General features: G+C 70.8%; 21 protein-coding genes and 2 pseudogenes. 16 read left to right on the plus strand and 7 right to left on the minus strand.

The window, feature by feature from the left end; all coding sequences use genetic code 11:
- Positions 1–46: 46 nt before the first annotated feature.
- From ACNF49_RS22695 to whiA, 7 genes are all read left to right on the plus strand, one after another.
- Entirely contained in the window at positions 47–460 is a 414-nt protein-coding gene (locus tag ACNF49_RS22695; RefSeq protein ID WP_358000316.1) for a Rieske (2Fe-2S) protein, read from the plus strand.
- Between the two features lie 155 nt (positions 461–615).
- On the plus strand, positions 616–1,083 hold the full coding sequence (locus ACNF49_RS22700) for a Rieske (2Fe-2S) protein (protein WP_482944919.1): 468 nt from the start codon (positions 616–618) through the stop codon (positions 1,081–1,083).
- Positions 1,084–1,159: 76 nt separating this feature from the next.
- Positions 1,160–1,612: a Rieske (2Fe-2S) protein gene (locus tag ACNF49_RS22705; protein WP_357983419.1), complete on the plus strand. Its 453-nt coding sequence runs from the start codon at positions 1,160–1,162 to the stop codon at positions 1,610–1,612.
- Between the two features lie 104 nt (positions 1,613–1,716).
- A complete protein-coding gene (gene uvrC, locus ACNF49_RS22710; protein ID WP_357983497.1) occupies positions 1,717–3,621 on the plus strand; it encodes an excinuclease ABC subunit UvrC in 1,905 nt (634 codons plus the stop codon).
- A 44-nt stretch (positions 3,622–3,665) separates the two neighbouring features.
- The gene (gene rapZ, locus ACNF49_RS22715; RefSeq protein ID WP_357705735.1) at positions 3,666–4,532 is read left to right on the plus strand and encodes an RNase adapter RapZ; all 867 of its coding nucleotides are present in this window, start codon (positions 3,666–3,668) and stop codon (positions 4,530–4,532) included.
- Between the two features lie 11 nt (positions 4,533–4,543).
- Entirely contained in the window at positions 4,544–5,500 is a 957-nt protein-coding gene (locus tag ACNF49_RS22720; protein WP_357983494.1) for a gluconeogenesis factor YvcK family protein, read from the plus strand.
- Between the two features lie 72 nt (positions 5,501–5,572).
- Positions 5,573–6,553 carry a DNA-binding protein WhiA gene (gene whiA / locus ACNF49_RS22725; RefSeq protein WP_138714326.1) on the plus strand — a complete coding sequence of 327 codons (981 nt, stop codon included), beginning with the start codon at positions 5,573–5,575 and terminating at the stop codon, positions 6,551–6,553.
- A gap of 187 nt (positions 6,554–6,740) precedes the next feature.
- Here the strand turns inward: whiA and ACNF49_RS22730 are convergent, their stop codons facing one another.
- Entirely contained in the window at positions 6,741–7,436 is a 696-nt protein-coding gene (locus ACNF49_RS22730) for a hypothetical protein (RefSeq protein ID WP_482944920.1), read from the minus strand.
- Between the two features lie 182 nt (positions 7,437–7,618).
- Between ACNF49_RS22730 and gap the strand changes: the two genes are divergently transcribed.
- The 5 genes from gap (at position 7,619) to ACNF49_RS22755 (ending at position 11,384) form a co-directional block, all read left to right on the plus strand.
- Complete coding sequence (gene gap / locus ACNF49_RS22735; RefSeq protein WP_357983413.1) at positions 7,619–8,623, plus strand: type I glyceraldehyde-3-phosphate dehydrogenase; 1,005 nt, start codon at positions 7,619–7,621, stop codon at positions 8,621–8,623.
- Positions 8,624–8,660: 37 nt separating this feature from the next.
- On the plus strand, positions 8,661–9,848 hold the full coding sequence (locus ACNF49_RS22740) for a phosphoglycerate kinase (protein WP_482944921.1): 1,188 nt from the start codon (positions 8,661–8,663) through the stop codon (positions 9,846–9,848).
- Position 9,849: 1 nt separating this feature from the next.
- The gene (gene tpiA / locus ACNF49_RS22745) at positions 9,850–10,635 is read left to right on the plus strand and encodes a triose-phosphate isomerase (protein WP_357983407.1); all 786 of its coding nucleotides are present in this window, start codon (positions 9,850–9,852) and stop codon (positions 10,633–10,635) included.
- Positions 10,636–10,734: 99 nt separating this feature from the next.
- Positions 10,735–10,965: a preprotein translocase subunit SecG gene (gene secG / locus ACNF49_RS22750; protein ID WP_090942947.1), complete on the plus strand. Its 231-nt coding sequence runs from the start codon at positions 10,735–10,737 to the stop codon at positions 10,963–10,965.
- A 74-nt stretch (positions 10,966–11,039) separates the two neighbouring features.
- Positions 11,040–11,384: an RNA polymerase-binding protein RbpA gene (locus ACNF49_RS22755; protein WP_103961760.1), complete on the plus strand. Its 345-nt coding sequence runs from the start codon at positions 11,040–11,042 to the stop codon at positions 11,382–11,384.
- 49 nt (positions 11,385–11,433) lie between these two features.
- Here the strand turns inward: ACNF49_RS22755 and ACNF49_RS22760 are convergent, their stop codons facing one another.
- From ACNF49_RS22760 to ACNF49_RS22770, 3 genes and pseudogenes are all read right to left on the minus strand, one after another.
- Positions 11,434–12,441 carry an amidohydrolase gene (locus ACNF49_RS22760; protein WP_482945569.1) on the minus strand — a complete coding sequence of 336 codons (1,008 nt, stop codon included), beginning with the start codon at positions 12,439–12,441 and terminating at the stop codon, positions 11,434–11,436.
- A 95-nt stretch (positions 12,442–12,536) separates the two neighbouring features.
- Positions 12,537–13,037, minus strand: a pseudogene (locus tag ACNF49_RS22765) (amidohydrolase family protein); the annotation flags it as partial.
- Between the two features lie 29 nt (positions 13,038–13,066).
- On the minus strand, positions 13,067–14,443 hold the full coding sequence (locus ACNF49_RS22770; protein WP_482944922.1) for an NAD(P)/FAD-dependent oxidoreductase: 1,377 nt from the start codon (positions 14,441–14,443) through the stop codon (positions 13,067–13,069).
- A gap of 305 nt (positions 14,444–14,748) precedes the next feature.
- Between ACNF49_RS22770 and ACNF49_RS22775 the strand changes: the two genes are divergently transcribed.
- Positions 14,749–15,765, plus strand: coding sequence for a GNAT family N-acetyltransferase (locus ACNF49_RS22775; protein WP_357983396.1), 1,017 nt, complete (start codon positions 14,749–14,751; stop codon positions 15,763–15,765).
- Between the two features lie 371 nt (positions 15,766–16,136).
- Here ACNF49_RS22775 and ACNF49_RS22780 read toward each other — a convergent pair whose 3' ends face one another.
- The gene (locus tag ACNF49_RS22780) at positions 16,137–16,670 is read right to left on the minus strand and encodes a ricin-type beta-trefoil lectin domain protein (RefSeq protein ID WP_357983393.1); all 534 of its coding nucleotides are present in this window, start codon (positions 16,668–16,670) and stop codon (positions 16,137–16,139) included.
- A 328-nt stretch (positions 16,671–16,998) separates the two neighbouring features.
- Entirely contained in the window at positions 16,999–17,382 is a 384-nt protein-coding gene (locus ACNF49_RS22785; RefSeq protein WP_482944923.1) for an STAS domain-containing protein, read from the minus strand.
- 166 nt (positions 17,383–17,548) lie between these two features.
- Between ACNF49_RS22785 and ACNF49_RS22790 the strand changes: the two genes are divergently transcribed.
- Positions 17,549–17,917 (plus strand): helix-turn-helix transcriptional regulator, encoded by a 369-nt coding sequence (locus tag ACNF49_RS22790; RefSeq protein ID WP_357983387.1) that lies wholly within the window; start codon positions 17,549–17,551, stop codon positions 17,915–17,917.
- A 671-nt stretch (positions 17,918–18,588) separates the two neighbouring features.
- Complete coding sequence (locus ACNF49_RS22795) at positions 18,589–18,822, plus strand: hypothetical protein (protein WP_357983384.1); 234 nt, start codon at positions 18,589–18,591, stop codon at positions 18,820–18,822.
- A 355-nt stretch (positions 18,823–19,177) separates the two neighbouring features.
- Here ACNF49_RS22795 and ACNF49_RS22800 read toward each other — a convergent pair.
- Positions 19,178–19,663 (minus strand): annotated as a pseudogene (locus ACNF49_RS22800) (Clp protease N-terminal domain-containing protein); the annotation flags it as partial.
- 73 nt (positions 19,664–19,736) lie between these two features.
- On the opposite strand from ACNF49_RS22800, the gene ACNF49_RS22805 reads away from it, so the two are divergent.
- Positions 19,737–20,573: a hypothetical protein gene (locus ACNF49_RS22805; protein WP_482944924.1), complete on the plus strand. Its 837-nt coding sequence runs from the start codon at positions 19,737–19,739 to the stop codon at positions 20,571–20,573.
- Positions 20,574–20,604: the final 31 nt, after the last annotated feature.

The following is a 20,604-nucleotide window of genomic DNA, read 5'->3' on the forward strand; positions in this document are numbered from 1 at the left end:
GCGAAGGGTCGGCTAATTCATGACGGTGACGAATCAGGGCGAAGCCATGCCCGAAAACGGCGGCATAGGGCGCCGCGAGATGCTCGGCGTGGCGGGGGTGGCCGCGTGCGGGCTGGCGCTGGCCGGTTGCGGGGCGGGGGACGCCAAGGCGCAGCCGGTGTCGGGGATCAAGGGCAAGGTGCTCGCCAAGACGGCGGACGTGCCCGTCGGCGGCGGCACGATCGTGCAGGAGTGGCGGATCGTGGTCACGCAGCCCACGAAGGGCGTCTACAAGGCGTTCAGCGCGGTCTGCACGCACAAGGGATGCACGGTGGGCACGCCGAAGGACAACGTCATCACGTGCGCGTGCCACGGCAGCGAGTTCGCCGCCGACAGCGGCCAGGCCACCAAGGGGCCCGCGACCGCGCCGCTGACCGTCTACCAGGTCAAGGTGGAGGGCGACGGCATCGTCGTGGTCTGAGGGCGCGCCCTGAGGGCCGGTCCGCGGGTGCGGTCCGGGGAAGGCTTGTTCTGGGTAATTGTGCGTGGTTTCCGGGATTGGGGTCGTGCAGGCTGAACCGGCGCGGGGGCGCCGGCCGTACCTGCATGTGAGACCGAGACCTGGGAGGACGCACCATGACAGAAACGACGCGCCGGACGGTCATGCTCGGCGCCGGAGGCGCCGGGCTCGCGGCGGTTCTGACGGCGTGCGCGAGCTACGGTTCGCCGACGACGGCGGCGAACGAGGCGCCGGCCGCCGAGGGGCCGGGCACCGAGGAGCCGTCGTCGGAGCCCAAGAAGAAGGCGAAGAAGAAGGTTAAGGCCCTGGCCGACACCGGCGACATCCAGGTGGGCGGCGGCGCGGTCTTCAAGGACCAGAAGGTCGTGGTGACACAGCCGACCGAAGGGGAGTTCAAGGCGTTCACGGCGATCTGCACCCATGCGGGCTGCACGGTCGCCAGCGTCTCGAACGGCACCATCAACTGCCCCTGCCACGGCAGCAAGTTCAAGATCGAGGACGGTTCGGTGGCCGACGGCCCCGCCGGCGCGCCGCTCGCCGAGAAGAAGATCACCGTGGACGGTGACAAGATCAGACTCGCCTAATCCCCGTCTCATGAATTTCTCACCTGCCTCCGGTTGGGTGGGACGCATGGGAGATGACCTTCGAAGCCGTCGGGCAGTGATAGCGGGTGTGGGCGCGGGCGGGCTGGCGCTGGCGATCAGCGCCTGCGGCGGCAGCACCGAGACCACGGCGGCCACCGCCCCCGACGCGGGTGGCCAGTCGAGCGCGGCACAGCCGGGCGCGTCGCAGTCGAGCGCCCCGCAGTCCAGCGCTCCGCAGGCGGGTGGCGCGCTGGCCAAGACCGCCGACATCCCCGTCGGCGGCGGCACGATCTTCAAGGACCAGAAGATCGTGGTGACGCAGCCGACGGCCGGCGAGTTCAAGGCCTTCAGCGCGATCTGCACGCACAAGGGCTGCCCCGTGGGCAGCGTCGCGGACGGCGCGATCGTGTGCCCGTGCCATGGCAGCAAGTTCAACATCGCCGACGGCTCGGTCACCGACGGACCGGCCGACAAGCCGCTGGCCGCCCAGCAGATCAAGGTGGAGGGCGACCAGATCACCCTGGCGTGACCCGGACCATGGTGAGCCCCGTCGTGCCGTCCGAAGGCTCGGCGGGCCACCTTGTCGGTGGCGCCTACTAGTCTTTGACCGTGGCGAGAGCAGCGGGCAGCCCCTTGAGTTTCCGGCCCAGACCAGGTTCGATCCCCGAGTCGCCGGGGGTCTACCGGTTCAGGGACGCGCACGGCCGGGTGATCTACGTCGGCAAGGCCAAGAGCCTGCGGCAGCGGCTCAACTCCTACTTCGCCGACTTCTCCGCGCTGCATCCGCGCACCCAGTCGATGCTCACCACGGCCGCCGACGTCGACTGGACCGTCGTCGGCACCGAGGTCGAGGCGCTGCAGCTCGAATACTCCTGGATCAAGGAGTTCGACCCGCGCTTCAACGTCAAGTACCGCGACGACAAGTCCTACCCCTACCTCGCGGTGACGATGGGGGAGGATTTCCCGCGCGTCCAGGTCATGCGGGGCGCCAAGCGCAAGGGCACCCGCTACTTCGGCCCCTACTCGCACGCCTGGGCCATCCGCGAGACCGTCGACCTGCTGCTGCGCGTCTTCCCGGTGCGCACGTGCAGCGCCGGGGTGTTCAAGCGGGCCGGGCAGATCGGCCGTCCGTGCCTGCTGGGCTACATCGACAAGTGCTCGGCGCCGTGCGTGGGCCGGGTGACCCCGCAGGAGCACCGCGAGCTGGCCGAAGACTTCTGCGACTTCATGGCGGGCAACACCACCCGCTTCATCAAACGCCTCGAGAAGGACATGCGCGAGGCCGCCGGCGAGCAGGAGTACGAGCGGGCGGCCCGGCTGCGCGACGACATCCAGGCGCTGCAGCGCGCGCTGGAGAAGCAGGCCGTGGTGCTCGGCGAGGCCACCGACGCCGACGTGATCGCGCTGGCCGAGGATCCGCTGGAGGCCGCCGTCCAGGTATTCTACGTGCGCGGGGGCCGCATCCGCGGTCAGCGGGGCTGGGTGGTCGACAAGGTCGAGGAGACCTCGCCCGGCGAGCTGGTCGAGCAGTTCCTGCTGCAGATGTACGGCGAGGCCGGCCCCGAGTCGATGCCGCGCGAGGTGCTCGTGCCCGCGCTGCCGCCCGACGCCGAGGCGGTCGCCGAGCTGCTGACCGAGCAGCGCAGGGCCCGGGTCGAGGTGCGCGTCCCGCAGCGCGGCGACAAGAAGGCGCTGATGGAGACCGTCGAGCGCAACGCCAAGGAGTCCCTGGCCCAGCACAAGATCCGCCGCGCCGGCGACCTGACCACGCGCAGCAAGGCGCTGCAGGAGATCGCCGACGCCCTCGATCTCGACCAGGCGCCGCTGCGCGTCGAGTGCTACGACGTCTCCCATCTGCAGGGCGAGAACGTCGTGGCGTCCATGGTGGTCTTCGAGGACGGTCTGGCGCGCAAGAGCGAGTACCGGCGCTTCGCGATCAAGACCAAGGAGGGCGACGTCGCCTCGATCCACGAGGTGATCATGCGGCGGTTCCGGCGTTATCTGGAGGAACGTTCGGCCACCGGCGAGCTGGCCGCCGAGGACGACGACGGCCACGGGCCCATCGACCCCGAGACCGGCAAGCCGCGCAAGTTCGCTTACCCGCCCAACCTGGTCGTCGTCGACGGCGCGGGCCCCCAGGCGGCCGCCGCGCAGCGGGCGCTCGACGAGCTCGGCATCGACGACGTCGCGGTGTGCGGCCTGGCCAAGCGGCTGGAGGAGGTGTGGTTGCCCGGCGACGACCAGCCAGTGATCATGCCTCGTTCAAGTGAGGGTCTCTACCTGCTGCAACGCGTCCGCGACGAAGCACACAGGTTCGCCATCACCTACCATCGTTCCAAGAGGTCCAAGTCAGTGAAGGAGAGCGCGCTCGACGGCGTGCCCGGCCTCGGGCCGGCGCGCAGGCAGGCGTTGCTCAAGCACTTCGGCTCCGTCAAGAAGCTACGCGAGGCCAGCGCGACCGAGATCTGCGAGGTTCCCGGCATCGGGCCGGCCCTCGCCGAGGTCATCGTGTCGACGCTGAAGGGAGATACATCGTGAACACCCGCGAGGGAGCGCAGGGTGTCGGCGAACGGAGTGAGGCCATGAGCACCGAGCCGGCGTTCGTCATCGTCACCGGCATGTCCGGGGCGGGGCGCAGCACGGCCGCCAAGGCGCTGGAAGACCTGGGCTGGTTCGTCATCGACAACCTGCCGCCGGGGCTGCTGTTCGCGATGGCGGAGGAGGCAGGCAAGGTCAAGCTGGCCGCCGACAAGGTGGCCGCGGTCGTCGACGTGCGCAGCCTGGCCTTCACCACCGACCTCAACGCGGCCATCGAGGAGCTGGAGGGCCGCGGCGTTCGCGTACGGGTCGTCTTCCTCGAGGCCAGCGACGAGGAGCTGGTGCGCAGGTTCGAGAACGTCCGCCGGCCCCACCCGCTGCAGGGCGAGGGCCGCCTGGTCGACGGCATCACCCGCGAGCGCGGCATCCTGCGCGAGGTGCGGGCCAACGCCGACCTGGTGATCGACACCTCGTCCCACAACGTGCACGACCTGCGCAACAAGATCGTCGCTTACTTCGGCGGCGAGGACCGCCCGGGGCTGCGGCTCAACGTCGTCTCGTTCGGGTTCAAGTACGGCCTGCCGGTCGACGCCGACCTCGTCGTCGACTGCCGATTCCTGCCCAACCCCCACTGGGTGCCCGAGCTGCGGCCGATGAACGGCCTCGACGCGCCGGTCAGCGACTACGTGCTCGGCCAGCCGGGCGCCAAGGAGTTCCTCGACGCCTACGAGGAGGTCCTGCAGGTCGTCGCCACCGGCTACGCCCGCGAGGGCAAGAGCTACGCGACCCTGGCCGTGGGCTGCACGGGCGGCAAGCACCGCAGCGTGGCCATGGCCGAGCAGGTCGCCGCCCGCCTGCGTGACCGCGGCATGGAGGTCCAGGTCAGTCACCGGGATGTGGGGCGGGAGTGACCCATGAACGTATGGAGCTGGGGCTGCCGCATCCGCTGAACGGTCCCCACGTGGTGGCCCTCGGCGGCGGCCACGGGCTCTACGCCTCGCTGTCGGCCTTACGGGTCGTCACCGACCGGCTGACCGCGGTGGTGACCGTGGCCGACGACGGCGGCTCCAGCGGCCGGCTGCGCCGCGAGCTCGGCGTGCTGCCGCCCGGCGACCTGCGCATGGCGCTGGCCGCGCTGTGCGGCGACGACGAGTGGGGCATCACCTGGAGCGAGGTCGTCCAGCACCGCTTCCGCAGTGAGGGCGAGCTCCACGGGCACGCGGTCGGCAACCTGCTGATCGTGGCGCTGTGGGAGCTGCTCGGCGACTCGGTGGCCGGCCTCGACTGGGTGGGCCGGCTGCTCGGCGCGCACGGCAGGGTGCTGCCGATGGCCTCGGTGCCGCTCGACATCGTGGCCGAGGTCGAGCTCGACGGCGTCACCTCAACCGTGCGCGGCCAGGTCGCCTGCGCGCTCACGCCGGGCCGGGTGCAGGCCATCTCCCTGGTGCCCGAAGACCCGCCCGCGCGCCCGGAGGCGGTCGCCGCGGTGCACGAGGCCGACTGGCTGGTGTTCGGGCCGGGCTCGTGGTTCACCAGCGTGCTGCCGCACCTGAAGGTCCCCGAGCTGGCCCGCGCGCTGCACGACAGCAAGGCCAAGCGGCTCGTCACCCTCAACCTGGCCCCCCAGCCGGGCGAGACCGACGACTTCTCCCCCCAGCAGCACCTGGAGGTGCTCCGCCAGCACGCCCCCGACCTGGCCTTCGACGTCGTGCTGGCCGACACCGGCGTGGTCGACGACCTCGACGCCCTGGACAAGGCCGCGGCGGCGCTCGGCGCCCGGCTCGTCCTGGCCGACGTGGCCGCGGCCGACGGCTCGCCCCGGCATGACCCACGACGTCTTGCCTCCGTCCTGGACGAGATTTTCCTCCAGAAGCGTTGATCCTGGTCGGCGTGGCGCGAAGGTGCGAGAGACTGGCGGGAGCCGGTCTGAATGGGGGAAGGACTAACGCTTATGGCGATGACAGGTGTGGTGAAGGACGAACTGAGCCGCCTGCCGGTGCTGAAACCGTGCTGCCGCAAGGCGGAGGTTTCCACGCTGCTGCGGTTCGCCAGCGGCCTGCACCTGGTGGGCGGCCGCATCGTGATCGAGGCCGAGCTCGACACCAACGCCACCGCGCGGCGGCTGATCAAGGACATCGGCGAGGTGTTCGGTCACAAGGCCGAGGTGCTCGTGCTCGCGCCGGCCGGGCTGCGCAAGGGCTCGCGCTACGTGGTGCGCGTCTACCGCGACGGTGAGGCGCTGGCCCGGCAGACGGGCCTGATCGACAACCACGGGCGCCCGGTGCGCGGCCTGCCCCGGCAGGTCGTGGCGGGCGCGGCCTGCGACGCCGAGGCGGCCTGGCGGGGCGCCTTCCTGGCGCACGGCTCGCTGACGGAGCCGGGGCGTTCGATGTCCCTGGAGGTCACCTGCCCGGGGCCGGAGGCCGCGCTCGCGCTGGTCGGCTCGGCCCGGCGGCTGAAGATCCACGCCAAGGCCCGGGAGGTGCGCGGCGTCGACCGCGTCGTGGTCCGCGACGGCGACGCGATCAGCGCGCTGCTCACCCGCCTCGGCGCGCACGACAGCGTGCTGGCCTGGGAGGAGCGCCGGATGCGCCGCGAGGTGCGGGCCACCGCCAACCGGCTGGCCAACTTCGACGACGCCAACCTGCGGCGTTCGGCGCGGGCGGCCGTCGCGGCGGGCGCGCGGGTGCAGCGCGCGCTGGAGATCCTTGGCGAGGAGGCGCCGGACCACCTGGTGGTGGCCGGGCGGCTGCGGGTGGAGCACAAGCAGGCGTCGCTGGAGGAGCTGGGCCAGATCGCCGACCCGCCGCTGACCAAGGACGCCATCGCCGGGCGCATCAGGCGGCTGCTGGCGATGGCCGACAAGCGCGCCTCCGACCTGGGCATCCCCAACACCGAGGCCAACCTCACCGTCGACATGCTGGCGCCGTAGCGGGCTCGCCGCCGTGCGGGCGCCCGCGGCGCCGTCCGGGAGACCCCCATCCCGTACGGCTCCGCGCGGTGGCCCGCACGCGCCGACGTCCCTGAACGCCTGTCATGGCCGGTCGTGAGGGCTCACGGGCCGCTCGCCGTGACGAAGCGCGCTGTGGGCCGCCCGACCGCTACCGGGTGGGCGTACGTCAGTCCCTGGCGGGCTTGCGCGGCGTGAACAGGTCCGCGGGCGCGTCCTGCTGCACCGGCGACTGCGCGAGCGCCTGGGTGGACAACTGTGCGGACGACTGTGCGGGCGGTTGTGCGGGCTCGAAGGGCGCCCGGTACTCCTGCCCCGCCTCCTCCGTCGCCTCCTGGGCCAGGGCTGCCCGGTCGGCGCGGCGTACGCGGAAGACGCGCAGCGTGACCAGCAGGAGCGCGGCCACGGCGGCGACCGCGATGTACAGCCACATCTGCCACGTCTGTGCGAGCGGCTCGCGGTAGACCGCCAGGGCGCGGGGAAGTCCCTCGCCGGCGTTGGCCACCGTGATGTCGCTGAGCCGCGGGGAGGAGGGCGCGCCGGTCGCGGGCGTGCGCCGCGCGGCGCCGATCATGATGGACACGCCCGAGATCTGGCCACCGGCGACGGCCGCCGCCGCGTACAGGGCGGCCACCACCGGCAGCGCCCGGTTGCGCGGGCGGGCCGCGCCCACGGCCAGGGCGACCAGCAGCGCGATCAGGAGCGACAGCGTCACCGACAGGGCGTGGCCGTTGCCCAGCGTGGCGACGGCCTTCGGCAGCCGGTCCTGGAAGAGCACCGCGAACCCCAGGGCCGCCGCACAGACCAGCGCGGCGACCAGCCCCGCGATCAGTCCAGGAAGCAGGCCGGACCGCTTATGTGACATCTCAGCCCCCAGAGAATGCACGAATTTACTCCGACGAGTCGGGCACTTTACTCGAAGCTCGCAAATTGTGCCCCCTGAACGGGGATACGCAGGGCGGTACCTGAAGTGGTCTAAACCAATTTGGGTCCGATAGTGTTCGTGGTTGAGATTCAACCGCCATCTGTTCGAGGAGATCGGTTTCCGTGAGCATCCGCGTAGGCGTCAACGGCTTCGGCCGCATCGGTCGCAACTTCTGGCGCGCGGTCGCCGCCAGCGGCAAGGACATCGAGATCGTCGCGGTCAACGACCTGACCGACAACGCGACGCTCGCTCACCTGCTGAAGTACGACAGCATCCTGGGCCGTCTGCCGTACGAGGTGAAGGCCTCCAGCGACGAGATCACCGTCGACGGCAAGGCGATCAAGGCGTTCGCGGAGCGCGACCCGGCCAAGCTGCCCTGGGGCGACCTCGGCGTCGACGTCGTGGTGGAGTCGACCGGCCTGTTCACCGACGCCTCCAAGGCCAAGGTGCACGCCGACAACGGCGCCAAGAAGGTCATCATCTCCGCGCCGGCCAAGAACGAGGACGTCACCATCGTGATGGGCGTCAACGAGGACGTCTACGACCCGGCCAGCCACACGATCATCTCCAACGCGTCCTGCACCACCAACTGCCTGGCCCCGATGGCCAAGGTCATCCACGACACCTTCACCATCGAGAAGGGTCTGATGACCACCATCCACGCCTACACGCAGGACCAGAACCTGCAGGACGGCCCGCACAAGGACCTGCGCCGCGCCCGCGCCGCCGCCCTCAACGTGGTGCCCACCTCCACCGGCGCCGCCAAGGCCATCGGCCTGGTGCTGCCCGACCTCAAGGGCAAGCTCGACGGCTTCGCCATGCGCGTGCCGATCCCCACCGGCTCGGCCACCGACCTCACCGTCGACGTCAGCCGCGAGGTCACCGCCGAAGAGGTCAACGCCGCGATCAAGGCCGCCGCCGAGGGCCCGCTCAAGGGCATCCTCAGCTACACCGAGGACGAGATCGTCTCCTCCGACATCGTCACCGACCCCCACTCCTGCATCTTCGACGCCGGCCTCACCAAGGTCATCGGCAACCAGGTCAAGGTCGTCGGCTGGTACGACAACGAGTGGGGCTACTCCAACCGCCTCGCCGACCTGATCGAGCTGGTCGGCCGCGGCCTGTGAGCGTGGTCGAGGCCGCTGCGGGAACAGGAGCATGAGCATGCGCACGCTCGACGATCTCGACGTCAAGGGGCGGCGCGTGCTCGTGCGCGCCGACCTCAACGTCCCGCTCGACGGAGAGAAGATCACCGACGACGGCCGCATCCGCGCGTCGGTGCCTACGATTCAGGCGCTGGCCGGGCGCGGCGCCAAGGTCGTCGTCTGCGCCCATCTGGGCAGGCCCAAGGGCAAGGTCAACCCCGAGTACTCGCTCGGGCCGGTGGCCGCCCGCCTGGGTGAGCTGCTCGGCCAGGACGTCGCCTTCGCCACCGACGTGGTCGGCGACAGCGCGCGGCAGACGGTCGAGGCCCTCCAGGAGGGCCAGGTCGCCCTGCTGGAGAACCTGCGCTACGAGCCCGGCGAGGAGTCCAAGGACGACGCCGCCCGCGGCGCGTTCGCCGAGAAGCTGGCCGGCCTGGCCGAGCTCTACGTCGGCGACGGGTTCGGCGCGGTGCACCGCAAGCACGCCAGCGTCTACGACGTGCCCAAGCTGCTGCCGCACGCGGCCGGCGGGCTGGTAGTGGCCGAGGTCGAGGTGCTGCGCAGGCTGACCGAGGACACCGAGCGTCCCTACGTGGTCGTCCTGGGCGGGGCCAAGGTCTCCGACAAGCTGGGCGTCATCGCCAACCTGCTGACCAAGGTCGACCGGCTGCTGATCGGCGGCGGCATGGCCTACACCTTCCTCAAGGCCCAGGGCCACGAGGTGGGCCGGTCGCTGCTCCAGGAGGACCAGCTCGACCAGGTGCGCGGCTTCCTCGCCGAGGCCGGCAAGCGGGGCGTCGACCTCGTGCTGCCGGTCGACGTGGTGGCGGCCGTCAGCTTCGCGGCCGACGCCGAGCACGAGGTGGTCGAGGCCACCGCGATCCCGGCCGACCGCGAGGGGCTCGACATCGGGCCCAAGACGCGCGAGCTGTTCGCGAGCAAGCTGGCCGACGCCAGGACCGTCTTCTGGAACGGGCCGATGGGCGTGTTCGAGTTCGACGCGTTCTCCGGCGGCACCAGGGCGGTGGCCGAGGCGCTCATCGGCTCCGACGCCTTCACGGTGGTCGGCGGCGGCGACTCCGCGGCGGCCGTGCGCAGGCTGGGCCTGCCCGAGGACGGTTTCTCGCACATCTCCACCGGCGGCGGGGCCAGCCTGGAATACCTTGAGGGCAAGACCCTTCCCGGACTCGCGGCTCTGGAGGACTGAGGTGGCCCAGCAGCGCAAGCCGCTCATCGCCGGCAACTGGAAGATGAACCTCAATCACCTTGAGGCCATCGCCCTGGTCCAGAAGCTGGCGTTCGCGCTCAGCGACAAGGACTTCGACAAGGCCGACGTGGCCGTCCTGCCGCCCTTCACCGACCTGCGCAGCGTCCAGACGCTGGTCGACGGCGACAAGCTGCGCATCGTCTACGGGGCCCAGGACCTGTCCCAGCACGACAGCGGCGCCTACACCGGCGAGGTGTCGGGCGTCATGCTGGCCAAGCTCGGCTGCACGTACGTGGTCATCGGCCACTCCGAGCGCCGCCAGTACCACGCCGAGGACGACGACCTCGTCAACGCCAAGGTGCAGGCGGCCTACCGGCACTCGATCACGCCCATCCTGTGCGTGGGCGAGGGGCTGGCCGTGCGCCAAGAGGGCGGCCACATCGCGCACAGTCTCGGTCAACTCGACGGCGCCCTGCGCAAAATCAGCGCCGAGCAGGCAAAATCGATAGTGGTGGCCTACGAGCCCGTGTGGGCGATCGGCACGGGCGAGGTGGCCACCCCGGAGGACGCCCAGGAGGTCTGCGGAGCGTTGCGGGTGAGACTCGCGGAGCTCTACGACCCCGAAGTGGCCTCCGCGGTCCGTATCCTTTACGGTGGCTCGGTCAAGTCCGGCAATATCGTGGGGATCATGGCTCAACCCGATGTCGACGGCGCGCTCGTGGGCGGTGCCAGCATCGATGCCGGGGAGTTCGCCAAGATCTGCCGATTCTCCGAATTGCCTGGCTAACTGAGTCGTTCTGAGGGTGCGACTTGACACCAGGCCGTACCCTCAAGAGGCAAGTTTGAATCGTCACGCGTAACAGAGCACTGAAGGAACAGGCATACCGTGGAAATCGGAATCTCCATCGCCCTCATCCTGGCGAGCGGTCTCATGATCCTGCTCGTCCTGCTCCACAAGGGCAAGGGTGGCGGCCTGTCTGACATGTTCGGCGGCGGTTTCTCGTCGAACTTCGGTGGTTCCTCGGTGGTGGAGCGCAACCTCGACCGGCTGACCGTCATCACGGGCACCGTCTGGTTCGTCTGCATCATCGCTCTCGGCCTGCTCATGCGGCCCTGAGACAACTGATTAACGCGTGACAGTGATTCTCCCCCCGTGTCACGACGCGGGGCGATCGAGCGAGGAGTTCATCCGTGGGTAGTGGCAACGCGATCCGTGGCAGCCGAGTCGGCGCCGGCCCTATGGGGGAGGCCGAGCGCGGCGAGGCAGCTCCGAGAGTGCGGGTCTCGTTCTGGTGCGCCAACATGCACGAGACGCGCCCCAGTTTCGCCAGCGACGCGGCGGTCCCCGAGACGTGGGATTGCCCACGTTGCGGCCTCCCCGCCGGACAGGACGAGGAGGCCCCGCCTGCCCCGCCCAAGAACGAGCCGTACAAGACGCACCTGGCCTACGTGAAGGAGCGCCGGAGCGACAAGGACGGCAAGGCGATCCTCGAGGAGGCACTGGAGCGCCTGCGCAACAACAAGTCCCCCTGGTAGGCGAGCCGGCGGAAGGGCCCTGGTGCTGGTCACCGGGGCCCTTCGCGCGTCACCGGCCGTGCACCGCCACGCCGTCGACGAACGTCATGCGCACCCGCGTCGTCCAGATGTCGGCCGGGGGCAGCTCGAAGGGGTCGCGGTCGAGCACCACCAGGTCGGCCGGGCGGCCGGGCGCGATCACGCCCGCCGGCGAGCGGTTGATCCAGGCCGACCCCTCGGTGTACGCGCTCAACGCCGTGGCCAGGTCGAGGCGCTGGCCGGGCAGGAACGGCGTCTGCGCCGTCGGGTAGCCCGCGTGCACCGATCCGCCCGGTTCGGTACGGTTCACCGCCACGTGCATGCCCTGGATCGGGTCGGCGTCGGAGACCGGCCAGTCGCTGCCCGCGCAGAACCGGGTGCCGTGCGCCTGGAGGTCCTTGAAGGGGTACTGCCACGACGAGCGCGGCTCACCCAGGAACGGCAGCGTCAGCTCGTCCATCTGGGCGTGGTGGGTGGCCCACAGGGGCTGCAGGTTGGCCGTGACGCCCAGCGCGGCGAAGCGCGGCACGTCGGAGGGCTCGATGATCTGCAGGTGGGCGATGTGGTGGCGGTTGGCCGGGTCGGTGCCCTCGAAGCTGTCCAGGGCCTCGCGCACGGCGCGTTCGCCGATGGCGTGGAAGTGCACCTGGAAGCCCAGCCGGTCCAGTTCGGCGACGTACCGCTTGAGCTTGCCGGGGTCGACGTAGGACAGGCCCGTGCCGCCGCACCGGCAGTACGGCTCCAGCGTCGCGGCGGTGAAGTTCTCCGTGATGCCGTCCTGCATGATCTTGACCGAGGTGGCGGCGAACCGGTCCAGCCCCTCGGCGGCCGCCCGCCTGCGGACCAGGTCCTCCATCTGGTCCTCGCCGCGCGTCCTGTCCCACCACAGCGCGCCCACCACGCGGGCGCGCAGCCGGCCCGCGCGGGCGGCGTCGAGGTAGGTGGGAAGCTGGTCGTCCGAGCCGGCGTACGAGCCCACGATGGCGTCCTGCCAGCCGGTGACGCCCAGCGAGAACAGGTGCCGCTCGGCCTCGGCCAGCGCCCGCGCCTGGTCCTCGGCGGTGGGCCGGGGGCCAGCAGGCCGACGAGGTCCATCGCGCCCTCGTGCAGGACGCCGGACGGGGTGCCGTCGGCGTCACGCTCGATCCTGCCGTCGGCGGGGTCGGGGGTGTCCCGCCTGATGCCGGCCAGGTCGAGGGCGCGGGAGTTGACCCAGGCGGCGTGGTGGTCACGCTGGATCAGGTAGGCCGGCCGGTCGAGGAAGTCGAGCTGGGAGCGGTGGGGCAGGCCGTTGGGGAAGGCTGACATGTCCCAGCCTCCGCCGTCGATCCACTCTTTTTCTGGATTTTTCGTGGCGTAGTCGGAGATCTTGGCTATGTAGGTGTCCAGGCCGAAAATTTCTGACAAGTCGCACTTTGCTCGTTCGAGTCCGGCTTGTACCGGGTGCATGTGCGCGTCGACGAAGCCCGGGGTGAGCAGGCCGCCGTCCAGGTCGACGGTGTCGTGGCCGGGGGCGAGGCGGGACAGCTCGCCCTCCGGGCCGACGGCGGCGATCACCCCGTCCCGCACCAGCACGGCGTCGCGCCGCACGGCGCCGCCGATGAAGGCGCCGCCACCGCGGAAGAGGATGTTCATGGAGGTTCTCCCTTTTTCTCAGTGCGGGGTCAGTGGCCGGTGATCAGGTCGGCGAAGCGGGCCAGGGCCGAGGTGCGGGGCATGGAACGCTCCCGGTGGTCGGCCACCCGGTACAGGCGGTACATCGCGTGCACCCCCATCCAGCGCAGCGGCTCGGGCTCCCAGGAGCGCACCTTGCGCCCCACCCACGGCAGGGACGTCAGCTCCGTCTCCTCACCGAGAATGAGATCACGGAGCGTGCGTCCGGCGAGGTTCGTCGTGGTCACGCCGTGTCCGGTGTACCCGCCGGCCCAGCCGAGGCCGGTCGCGCGGTCCACGTGCACGGTCGAGCACCAGTCACGCGGCACGCCCAGCACGCCCGACCAGGCGTGCGCGACCGAGGAGGAGCGGGCCGCGGGGAAGAAGTCGACCAGCAGCCGCCACAGGGCCTCGACCGTCCACTCGTGGGTGCGGCCGCGGGCGTCGATGCGGGAGCCGTACAGGTAGGGACGGCCTCTGCCGCCGAAGGCGATGCGGTCGTCGGCGGTGCGCTGGGCGTACATGTAGTAGTGCGCGAGGTCGCCGAGCAGTTCGGCGCCCCGCCAGCCGACCTCGTCCCAGAAGGAGGCGGGGAGGGGCTCGGTGACGATCATGGAGCTGTTCATGGGCAGCCACTGGCGGCGCAGGCCGTTCAGGCGGGCGGTGAAGCCCTCGGTGGCGCGGATGACGTACGCCGCCCTGACCGTTCCGTACGGGGTCACCGCCCGGCCGGGGGAGATCCCGGTGACCGGGGTGCGCTCATAGACCGGGACGCCGAGGTCGCGTACGGCCCTGGCCAGCCCCTGGGCCAGCTTGGCGGGCTGGATACGGGCGCAGTGGGGGCTCCAGGAGGCCGCCAGGGCGCCCGCCACGCGTACGTGCTCCGAGGGGTCGGCCAGGCGCAGGTCCGCCTCCTCGATGCCCCAGGCGCGGGCGGTGGCCACCGAGGCGCGCAGCCGGTCGGCCTGGGCGGGGGTGCGGGCCACGTTCACCACGCCGCCCTTGACGATGTCGCAGTCGATCGACTCGTTCTCGCAGACCGCGATGACCTCGTCGATGGAGGCGTACATCTCGCGCTGCAGGCGGCGGGCGTCCGAGCCGTACCGTTCGTGGGAGCCGGCCAGGTCGCCGGTCAGCCAGCCGCCGTTGCGCCCCGAGGCGCCGAACCCGGCGAACTCCTGCTCCAGCAGCACCACCCGGAGCGAGGGGCGGGCCTTCTTGAGGTAGTACGCGGTCCACAGCCCCGTGTAGCCGGCCCCGACGATCGCCACGTCGGCCTGCAGGTCGCCGTCGAGCCGCGGACCAGGCTCCGGCACCCCGGACGAGCGGTACCAGAAGGACACGTCACCGTTGACGAATCCGGACGACAAGGGAACTCGCGCATTCATGGCCCCATATCCTGCTATATCGGGATTAGGTGGCGCATCTCACGACGAAATTCGTGATGAAAGCCGTCGGCTGGCGGGCACGGCTCCCAGGAATGCTCCTGTGAGGTCCTTGCGGATCCGGACCACGGTGGACGGGCGACCCCGGACGGCTGCCCTCGCCCCTGGCCTGCGCGCCGCGGCAGCACCTGGCATGGGGCGAGGCACTACCAAGAGACATATCGGCAAACGAAACGGCGGAGCCACTACCGTGTAGCAACCCCGTAACACACCTCTTCCACGCTGGAACCACAACGGAAGGGGACCCCATGGCCTACATGCGCATCCGCGCCACCGTCGACGAGCGACCCGGACGCCTCGCCTCCCTGGCCACCGCCCTGGCCGAGCGCGGCGGCAACATCCTCGGCCTGTCCGTCCAGCCCGACATCACCGGCACCGTCGACGAGTTCGTCGCCGAGGTCCCGGCCCCCGCCGAGGACGTCGCCGCCGCCCTGACAGCCGCCGGTGGACGCCGCGTCCACGTCGTTCCTGCCGCCGCCCACGAGCTCGCCGACGAGACCACTCGCGCCCTCCTCCTCGCCGCCCGCCTGCACGCCCAGCCATGGCGCCTGCCCGCGATCCTGGCCGACCTGCTGCGCGCCGACTCCGCCCGCTGGGCCTACGGTGAGCACGTGAGCGAACTGCCCGACCCCCACCAGCTCGTCATTCCCGTGGCTCCCAAGCGCGTCATCCAGCTGCGCCGCCACGAGCTGCCCTTCACCCTCACCGAGGCCGCTCGCGCCGCCGCCTTCGTCCGGCTCGCCCAGCCGCCCACCGAGCCCGCCGGCAGTGACCGGTCCCTGCGCCTGGCCGACAACACCGAGGTCGACGTCCGCCCCCTGACGGCCGGCTTCCGCGAGGCCGTGCGCGACCTGCACGACCGCTGCACCCCCGCCTCGCGCCGCTTCCGCTACTTCACCGCCATGCCGTCCCTGCCCCCGCGCATGTTCGACCGGCTGTGCGACCGCGACCGCGGCGAATCCATCGTCGCCTGCCACGACGGCCAGGCCATCGCCCTGGCCAGCCTCATGTACTGCGCCGACCCCGGCGCCGCCGAACTCGCCTTCCTCGTCGAGGACAACTGGCAGGGCCGCGGCCTGGGCGCCGCGCTCGCCCGCATCCTCATCGACACCGCCCGCAACCACGGCTTCGCCGAGATCCGCGCCACCATGCTGTCGGACAACATCCGCATGCACCGGCTCATGACCGGCCTGGGGGCCGCCGTCGGCCCCACCGATGATCCCGGTGTGATCGAGGCCCGCCTGTCCGTCGCCGCCATGGTGTGAAACGCGAAGGCGCGGCCCATCAGGGCCGCGCCTTCGCAGGTGCGGACCGCTCCTCACCGGGTGGCGGTCGGCACCCCATCGCGTCACGACCGACAGGGCCAGGGACCGTTCCTGCGCCCCGGCGCGAAGTCGCAGATCCGGCCACACATACGCTGAACGTCGACGGGGGCGGTGGCGGCGTCCGCTCCCTCGGGTTCCATCAGCCAGAGCGCGACGAGACGTTCGTCAAGCTCGCCGAGCACCGCCACCACGCTCCCGCAGCTGTCCCAGGTGCGCTTCACGCACCGCTGGGCGTCGGGGCCACCAGGTTCGGCGCGAACGTGATGCTCGACCTGCTGTCGGGGCAGGCCACCGCTGGCCACCTCGATGGCTCAGGCGGTGCGCTTGGCCCAGAAGTGCACGCCGATCGGCCCGAACAGCGACAGCGATGTTGCCTGAGGAGACTGGCTCTGCCCCAGGTGCCGGAGGTTGGCGACGTTCTTGGTCGGCAGGGTGCCGCCAGGGCCTGACACGGCGGTGGGGTGGAACCACTTCTGGCTGTCGGTGTTGTCGCATGCGGCCACGACCACGTCCACGGTGTTCTTGGCGGTGAGGCACAGCGGAGAGCCCGTCTCCAGGCTGGCCCGCAGCGTGTAGACGAAGGCGGGCTGCCCGCCGCCGGAGGAGGTGGTCGCGGTCTGCGCCCACTGGCCGAGCGCGCTGTTGGTGTCGGCCTTCAGCAGGACGAAGGAGCCGTTGAAGTTCGCTTCCGCGGTCAGGACCAGCTTGGAGGCGTTGCCGCGATATTCGAGCTCCTTGTACACGGTGGCCGCCTGCGCCGGCGAGGCGAGCGAGGCGCCGATTCCGGTGACGCACAGAGCGGCGGCGCACGCAGCGGTACGTCTCAGTGTTCTTGACGTGAACATACATCCCCTTGATGAAGCGGCCCGCCGGATTGCGGGCCTCGGGTAGTACACACGCCGCAGGGCTGGTCGGTCGGCGCACAAATACGCACTGCGCCAGTGATCCCGGGCACAGGGAGAACGGGTGCCATGGGGGATTCCGCCAGTGACAGATGCCCGCGGGGACGCCGGGTGCGCCGGCGCGGCCGCAGCGGGTTAGCGAGGTCGCTGAGCTCGGTGAGGACGCCGTGACGGTCGATTCGGTGCCTGAGATGAAGTGGCGGCGCCGGCTCGCTACGGCCCGGCTGTCAAGGCGAGGGCGTGCATCTGGGTACCCTGCGCAGGCGAGTGGTCAGGCGGGGTTCCGCTCGGGGAAGGAGTCGTCCGTGTTCGGCTCGTCCAGTGCGGTCAGGGCATGGTCGACGCTGGAGTGGATGGTCAGGAAGTCCGCTACGCCGGTGATCTCCAAGAGCCGGGCGGGGATGCCCTGGACGGCCGCCAGATGCAGACCGCTTCCGCGCGTGCGCAGTTCGTCGTCCGAGTGGATCAGGACCTGCAGTCCCTTGCTGTCCATGAAGGTCATCGCGGCGAAGTCGAGCACCAGCGGCAGGCCGGCCCGCGCCGCCCGGGTCAGGTACTCCTGTAGGCGGAGGGCGTTGGTGGTGTCGATTTCGCCCGCCACGGTGACCACCACCGCGCCGGGTGCGTCCCAGGAGTCGATCAGTAGCGGGGTCATGACGATGCCCCCTCGGTTTGGTGGTTCACGACAGCGGCTTCCGGTTGGGCATCGCTTCTCCCCGATGTCGGGGACCGTGTGCTTGCCGGGGCACACCCAACTGTAATCCCGAAACACAATACCGGAAAGAGTTTTCTGCACAGCCACTTCGTGAAATGCTGTCGGAATGCGCATCTCCGACACGTCAGTGGAAGCACAAGCCGATGAGGCGGTGGCCGGCCGTGCGGAGGAGCGCTCATGGACCTTCCTCACCCATCACGCCCGGGTGCTGCTGGAGATCGCCCGCCATCCGGAGGCCCGGCTCCGCGACATCGCCGCGACCCTGGGCATCACCGAGCGCACCGTGCAGAGCATCGTCTCCGACCTGCATCAGGGCGGTTATGTCGTCCGCGAGCGGGTGGGCCGCCGCAACCACTACAACCTCAACCTGGACCAGCATTTCCGTTATCCCACCGAGGCGGAACTGCCCATCCGCCTGCTGGTGGACATGTTCACCGAGCGAGACCTGCCCGAGAAGGCGCACCAGGACAACTGACCGTAGCCATGATGCGCGAGAACCTGGAGCTCGTCATGGTCGACGACCGCTGCCGCATCGGCCGGTTGCGGGCGCACCAGGGCGCCTCCTGGCGTGTACGAGGCACCGTCGCCGGGCTCGCAGGCCGGCGCGGCCGTGGGAAGGCCCGGCACGGATTGCCGCGTGCACCCCGCTCGAAGCGTTCAGGAGTCTGCCTTGCTGGTTGGATGACCTTCGCAAACGTTGGTGAGGCGACCGTCCGTCGCCAGCCATGTCGGAGATCCACCCTCAGTGGGGGAGCGGCGATATGACCATTGCCCGCGAGGTGCGCGACCAGTACACGACTGCGGCCTCGCCCCGCGATCAAGCCATTGCCTTCTGGCAAGGATCTCGCCGGGCGACTCCCGCGGCTCGGACACAGAACCGGTAACCAGACTAGGCTTGGGTGTCTTGGGGTGTAGCCGCGAAGGGATCCGATCATCAGCAGCGACTCCGTCTCTCCGTGGGAGGACCGGGCAAGGCGGGTACGTCGCCGCGTCACCGAAGCAGCCGTCCTGGGCGCCCAGCCCCAGAGCGCGGCCGACGTCGTCCAGTGGACCTGCCCGCATGGCCGGCATGCCGGACATGGCTGCGTCGCCTGCTATCACGCCGGTGCCGACGTCGGTCCGACGCAGCCGCTCTGGGAGGTCGCGGTGTGGTTCACCACAGAGCGGCCGATCCCGATCAGGGCGTTGCAGGACGTGCACCGCCACGACCGCGACCTCACCCTCACCCAGCCGGCGACGCCCCTCGTCTACCTCTTGAGCGCACGCGTGAGGGCTGCCCTGGGCGCGGAGGCGGTGGCGGGAGTGGTGGGGTTCCTGGTGCAGAACAGGCACATCGTCGACGAGTTCACCGTGACGGAGATCCGCGCCGCCCATTCCTGACCGCTGTGAACGCGCGCCTGGCCGACGGGCGTGACCGGCCTCCGTGGTGCGATCTGACCAGCGCGGCCCGGCGGCTGGCGCGGGGTGTCGGCCGCGTACTGGTCAGGCGCATGTGGGGGAGGCGGAGAGCCCTGGCACCACCGCTCCCAGGCCAAGCGGACCGGCCGGTACACCAAGCCCGCCTGACGTGCGCGATGTGTGGACCCCGGACATGGGGCTGCCGGTCGGCGGGCGGGCCTCAGCCCAGGCCCTCCTCGCGCGGCCCCTCCTCCCCGGGCTCGTCCGGGGCGGCGGGGCCGATGCCCAGGTGGCGCTCGATGCGTTCCAGGCTCTCCTCGATGCGGGTGAGTCGTTCGGCGAGCACCGAGCCGCCGCCGAAGTACACCTCCGTCGGCCGTTCTCTGGTGCCGCGGCCCACCCGGTCGAGCAGGCGCTGCCGGACGTCGGCCAGGTCGGCGCCGGTGTCCGCCAGAGCCTGGGCGGCCAGCCCCTCGCCCTCCCTGATCAGCCCGAGCAGGATGTGCTCGGTGCCGATGTAGTTGTGGCGCAGCTGCAGCGCCTCGCGCAGGGACAGCTCCAACACCTTCTTGGCGCGCGGGGTGAAGGGGATGTGCCCGCTCGGGGAGTTGGCCCCGCGGCCCACCTCGCGCTCCACGAAGGTCCGTACGTGCTCCAGCTCCACGCCGCAGCCGTCGAGCACCAGCGCGGCCAGCCCCTCGCCCTCGTGGATGAGGCCCAGCAGGATGTGTTCCGTGCCGATGTAGTTGTGGCTCATCTGCCGCGCCTCCTCCTGGGCGAGCACGACGACCCTGCGCGCACGGTCGGTGAAGCGTTCGAACACCGGGGGCCTCCGTTCGACTGGGGCTGCCTCCACTATGCGCTACAAACCGCGCCGTGTGGGGTATTTGTCCTGTGTGGATCTTGACGAGGTGGCCGGCCGCCTCTACGCAGTCCCGCCGGCGGAGTTCACCGCCGCCCGCGCGGCCGAGGTCCGCGCGGCCAAGGAGGCGGGCGACGTACGGCTCTCGCGGGACATCGCGAAGCTGCGCAAGCCCACCGTCTCGGCCTGGGCGGTCAACAGGCTGGCCCGGGAGCACCCCGCCGAGCTGAACGAACTGCTCGGCGTGGGGGAGCGGCTGCGCGCGGCCTGGCAGGCGCAGGACGCCGAAGCGCTGGCCGAGCTGACCCGGTCGCGTGGCGAGGTGACCGCCAAGGTGGCGAGGCTGGCCAGACAGGCCGGCGGTCTGTCGGCGGCGGCCTCCTCGGAGGTGGACCAGACACTGGACGCCGCCGTCGTGGACGCCGGCGCCGCCGACCAGGTGCGGGCCGGCCGCCTGGCCAAACCGCTCAGCTACAGCGGCTTCGCCCCCGCCCCTTCCACCGCACCCGCCACCGGGCCCGCCGCCGCGCCCTCCAGTGAGCCCCGGCCCGCGTCGCGCGGGCGAGGGCAGGCCGGGAAGGACGCGGCGGCCGAGGCACGAGCACGGGCGGAGGCCGAGGCCAGGCAGGCCCGAGAGGCCAAGGAGGCCAAAGAAGCCGCGAAGGCGAAGGAGCGCGCGGAGGCGGAGGCCGCCCACCGGGAGTGGGCCGAGGCGCTGGAGGCGGTCACCCGCGACTACGACGAGCGCGCCGAGAAGGTCGCCCGGCTGGAACGCAAGCTCGCCAAGGCACGCAAGCGGCTGGAAGAGGTCCGGCAACGTCTGGAGGTCACCCGCCGCGAGGAGCGCCACGCCCGCCGCCGACTGCACTAAGGTGCACGAAACGCGTTCGTACACCTGCAAG

The sequence above is a fragment of the Actinomadura sp. ATCC 39365 genome (assembly GCF_054392275.1).

What these genes read in the sequence shown, in the direction of transcription:
- ACNF49_RS22695 (WP_358000316.1), top strand. Translation starts at nt 47, where the DNA reads ATGCCCGAAAACGGCGGCATAGGGCGCCGCGAGATGCTCGGCGTGGCG.
- ACNF49_RS22700 (WP_482944919.1), top strand. Translation starts at nt 616, where the DNA reads ATGACAGAAACGACGCGCCGGACGGTCATGCTCGGCGCCGGAGGCGCC.
- rapZ (WP_357705735.1), top strand. Translation starts at nt 3,666, where the DNA reads ATGAGCACCGAGCCGGCGTTCGTCATCGTCACCGGCATGTCCGGGGCG.
- ACNF49_RS22720 (WP_357983494.1), top strand. Translation starts at nt 4,544, where the DNA reads ATGGAGCTGGGGCTGCCGCATCCGCTGAACGGTCCCCACGTGGTGGCC.
- whiA (WP_138714326.1), top strand. Translation starts at nt 5,573, where the DNA reads ATGGCGATGACAGGTGTGGTGAAGGACGAACTGAGCCGCCTGCCGGTG.
- ACNF49_RS22730 (WP_482944920.1), bottom strand. Translation starts at nt 7,436, where the DNA reads ATGTCACATAAGCGGTCCGGCCTGCTTCCTGGACTGATCGCGGGGCTG.
- ACNF49_RS22740 (WP_482944921.1), top strand. Translation starts at nt 8,661, where the DNA reads ATGCGCACGCTCGACGATCTCGACGTCAAGGGGCGGCGCGTGCTCGTG.
- ACNF49_RS22770 (WP_482944922.1), bottom strand. Translation starts at nt 14,443, where the DNA reads ATGAATGCGCGAGTTCCCTTGTCGTCCGGATTCGTCAACGGTGACGTG.
- ACNF49_RS22775 (WP_357983396.1), top strand. Translation starts at nt 14,749, where the DNA reads ATGGCCTACATGCGCATCCGCGCCACCGTCGACGAGCGACCCGGACGC.
- ACNF49_RS22780 (WP_357983393.1), bottom strand. Translation starts at nt 16,670, where the DNA reads ATGTTCACGTCAAGAACACTGAGACGTACCGCTGCGTGCGCCGCCGCT.
- ACNF49_RS22785 (WP_482944923.1), bottom strand. Translation starts at nt 17,382, where the DNA reads ATGACCCCGCTACTGATCGACTCCTGGGACGCACCCGGCGCGGTGGTG.
- ACNF49_RS22790 (WP_357983387.1), top strand. Translation starts at nt 17,549, where the DNA reads ATGCGCATCTCCGACACGTCAGTGGAAGCACAAGCCGATGAGGCGGTG.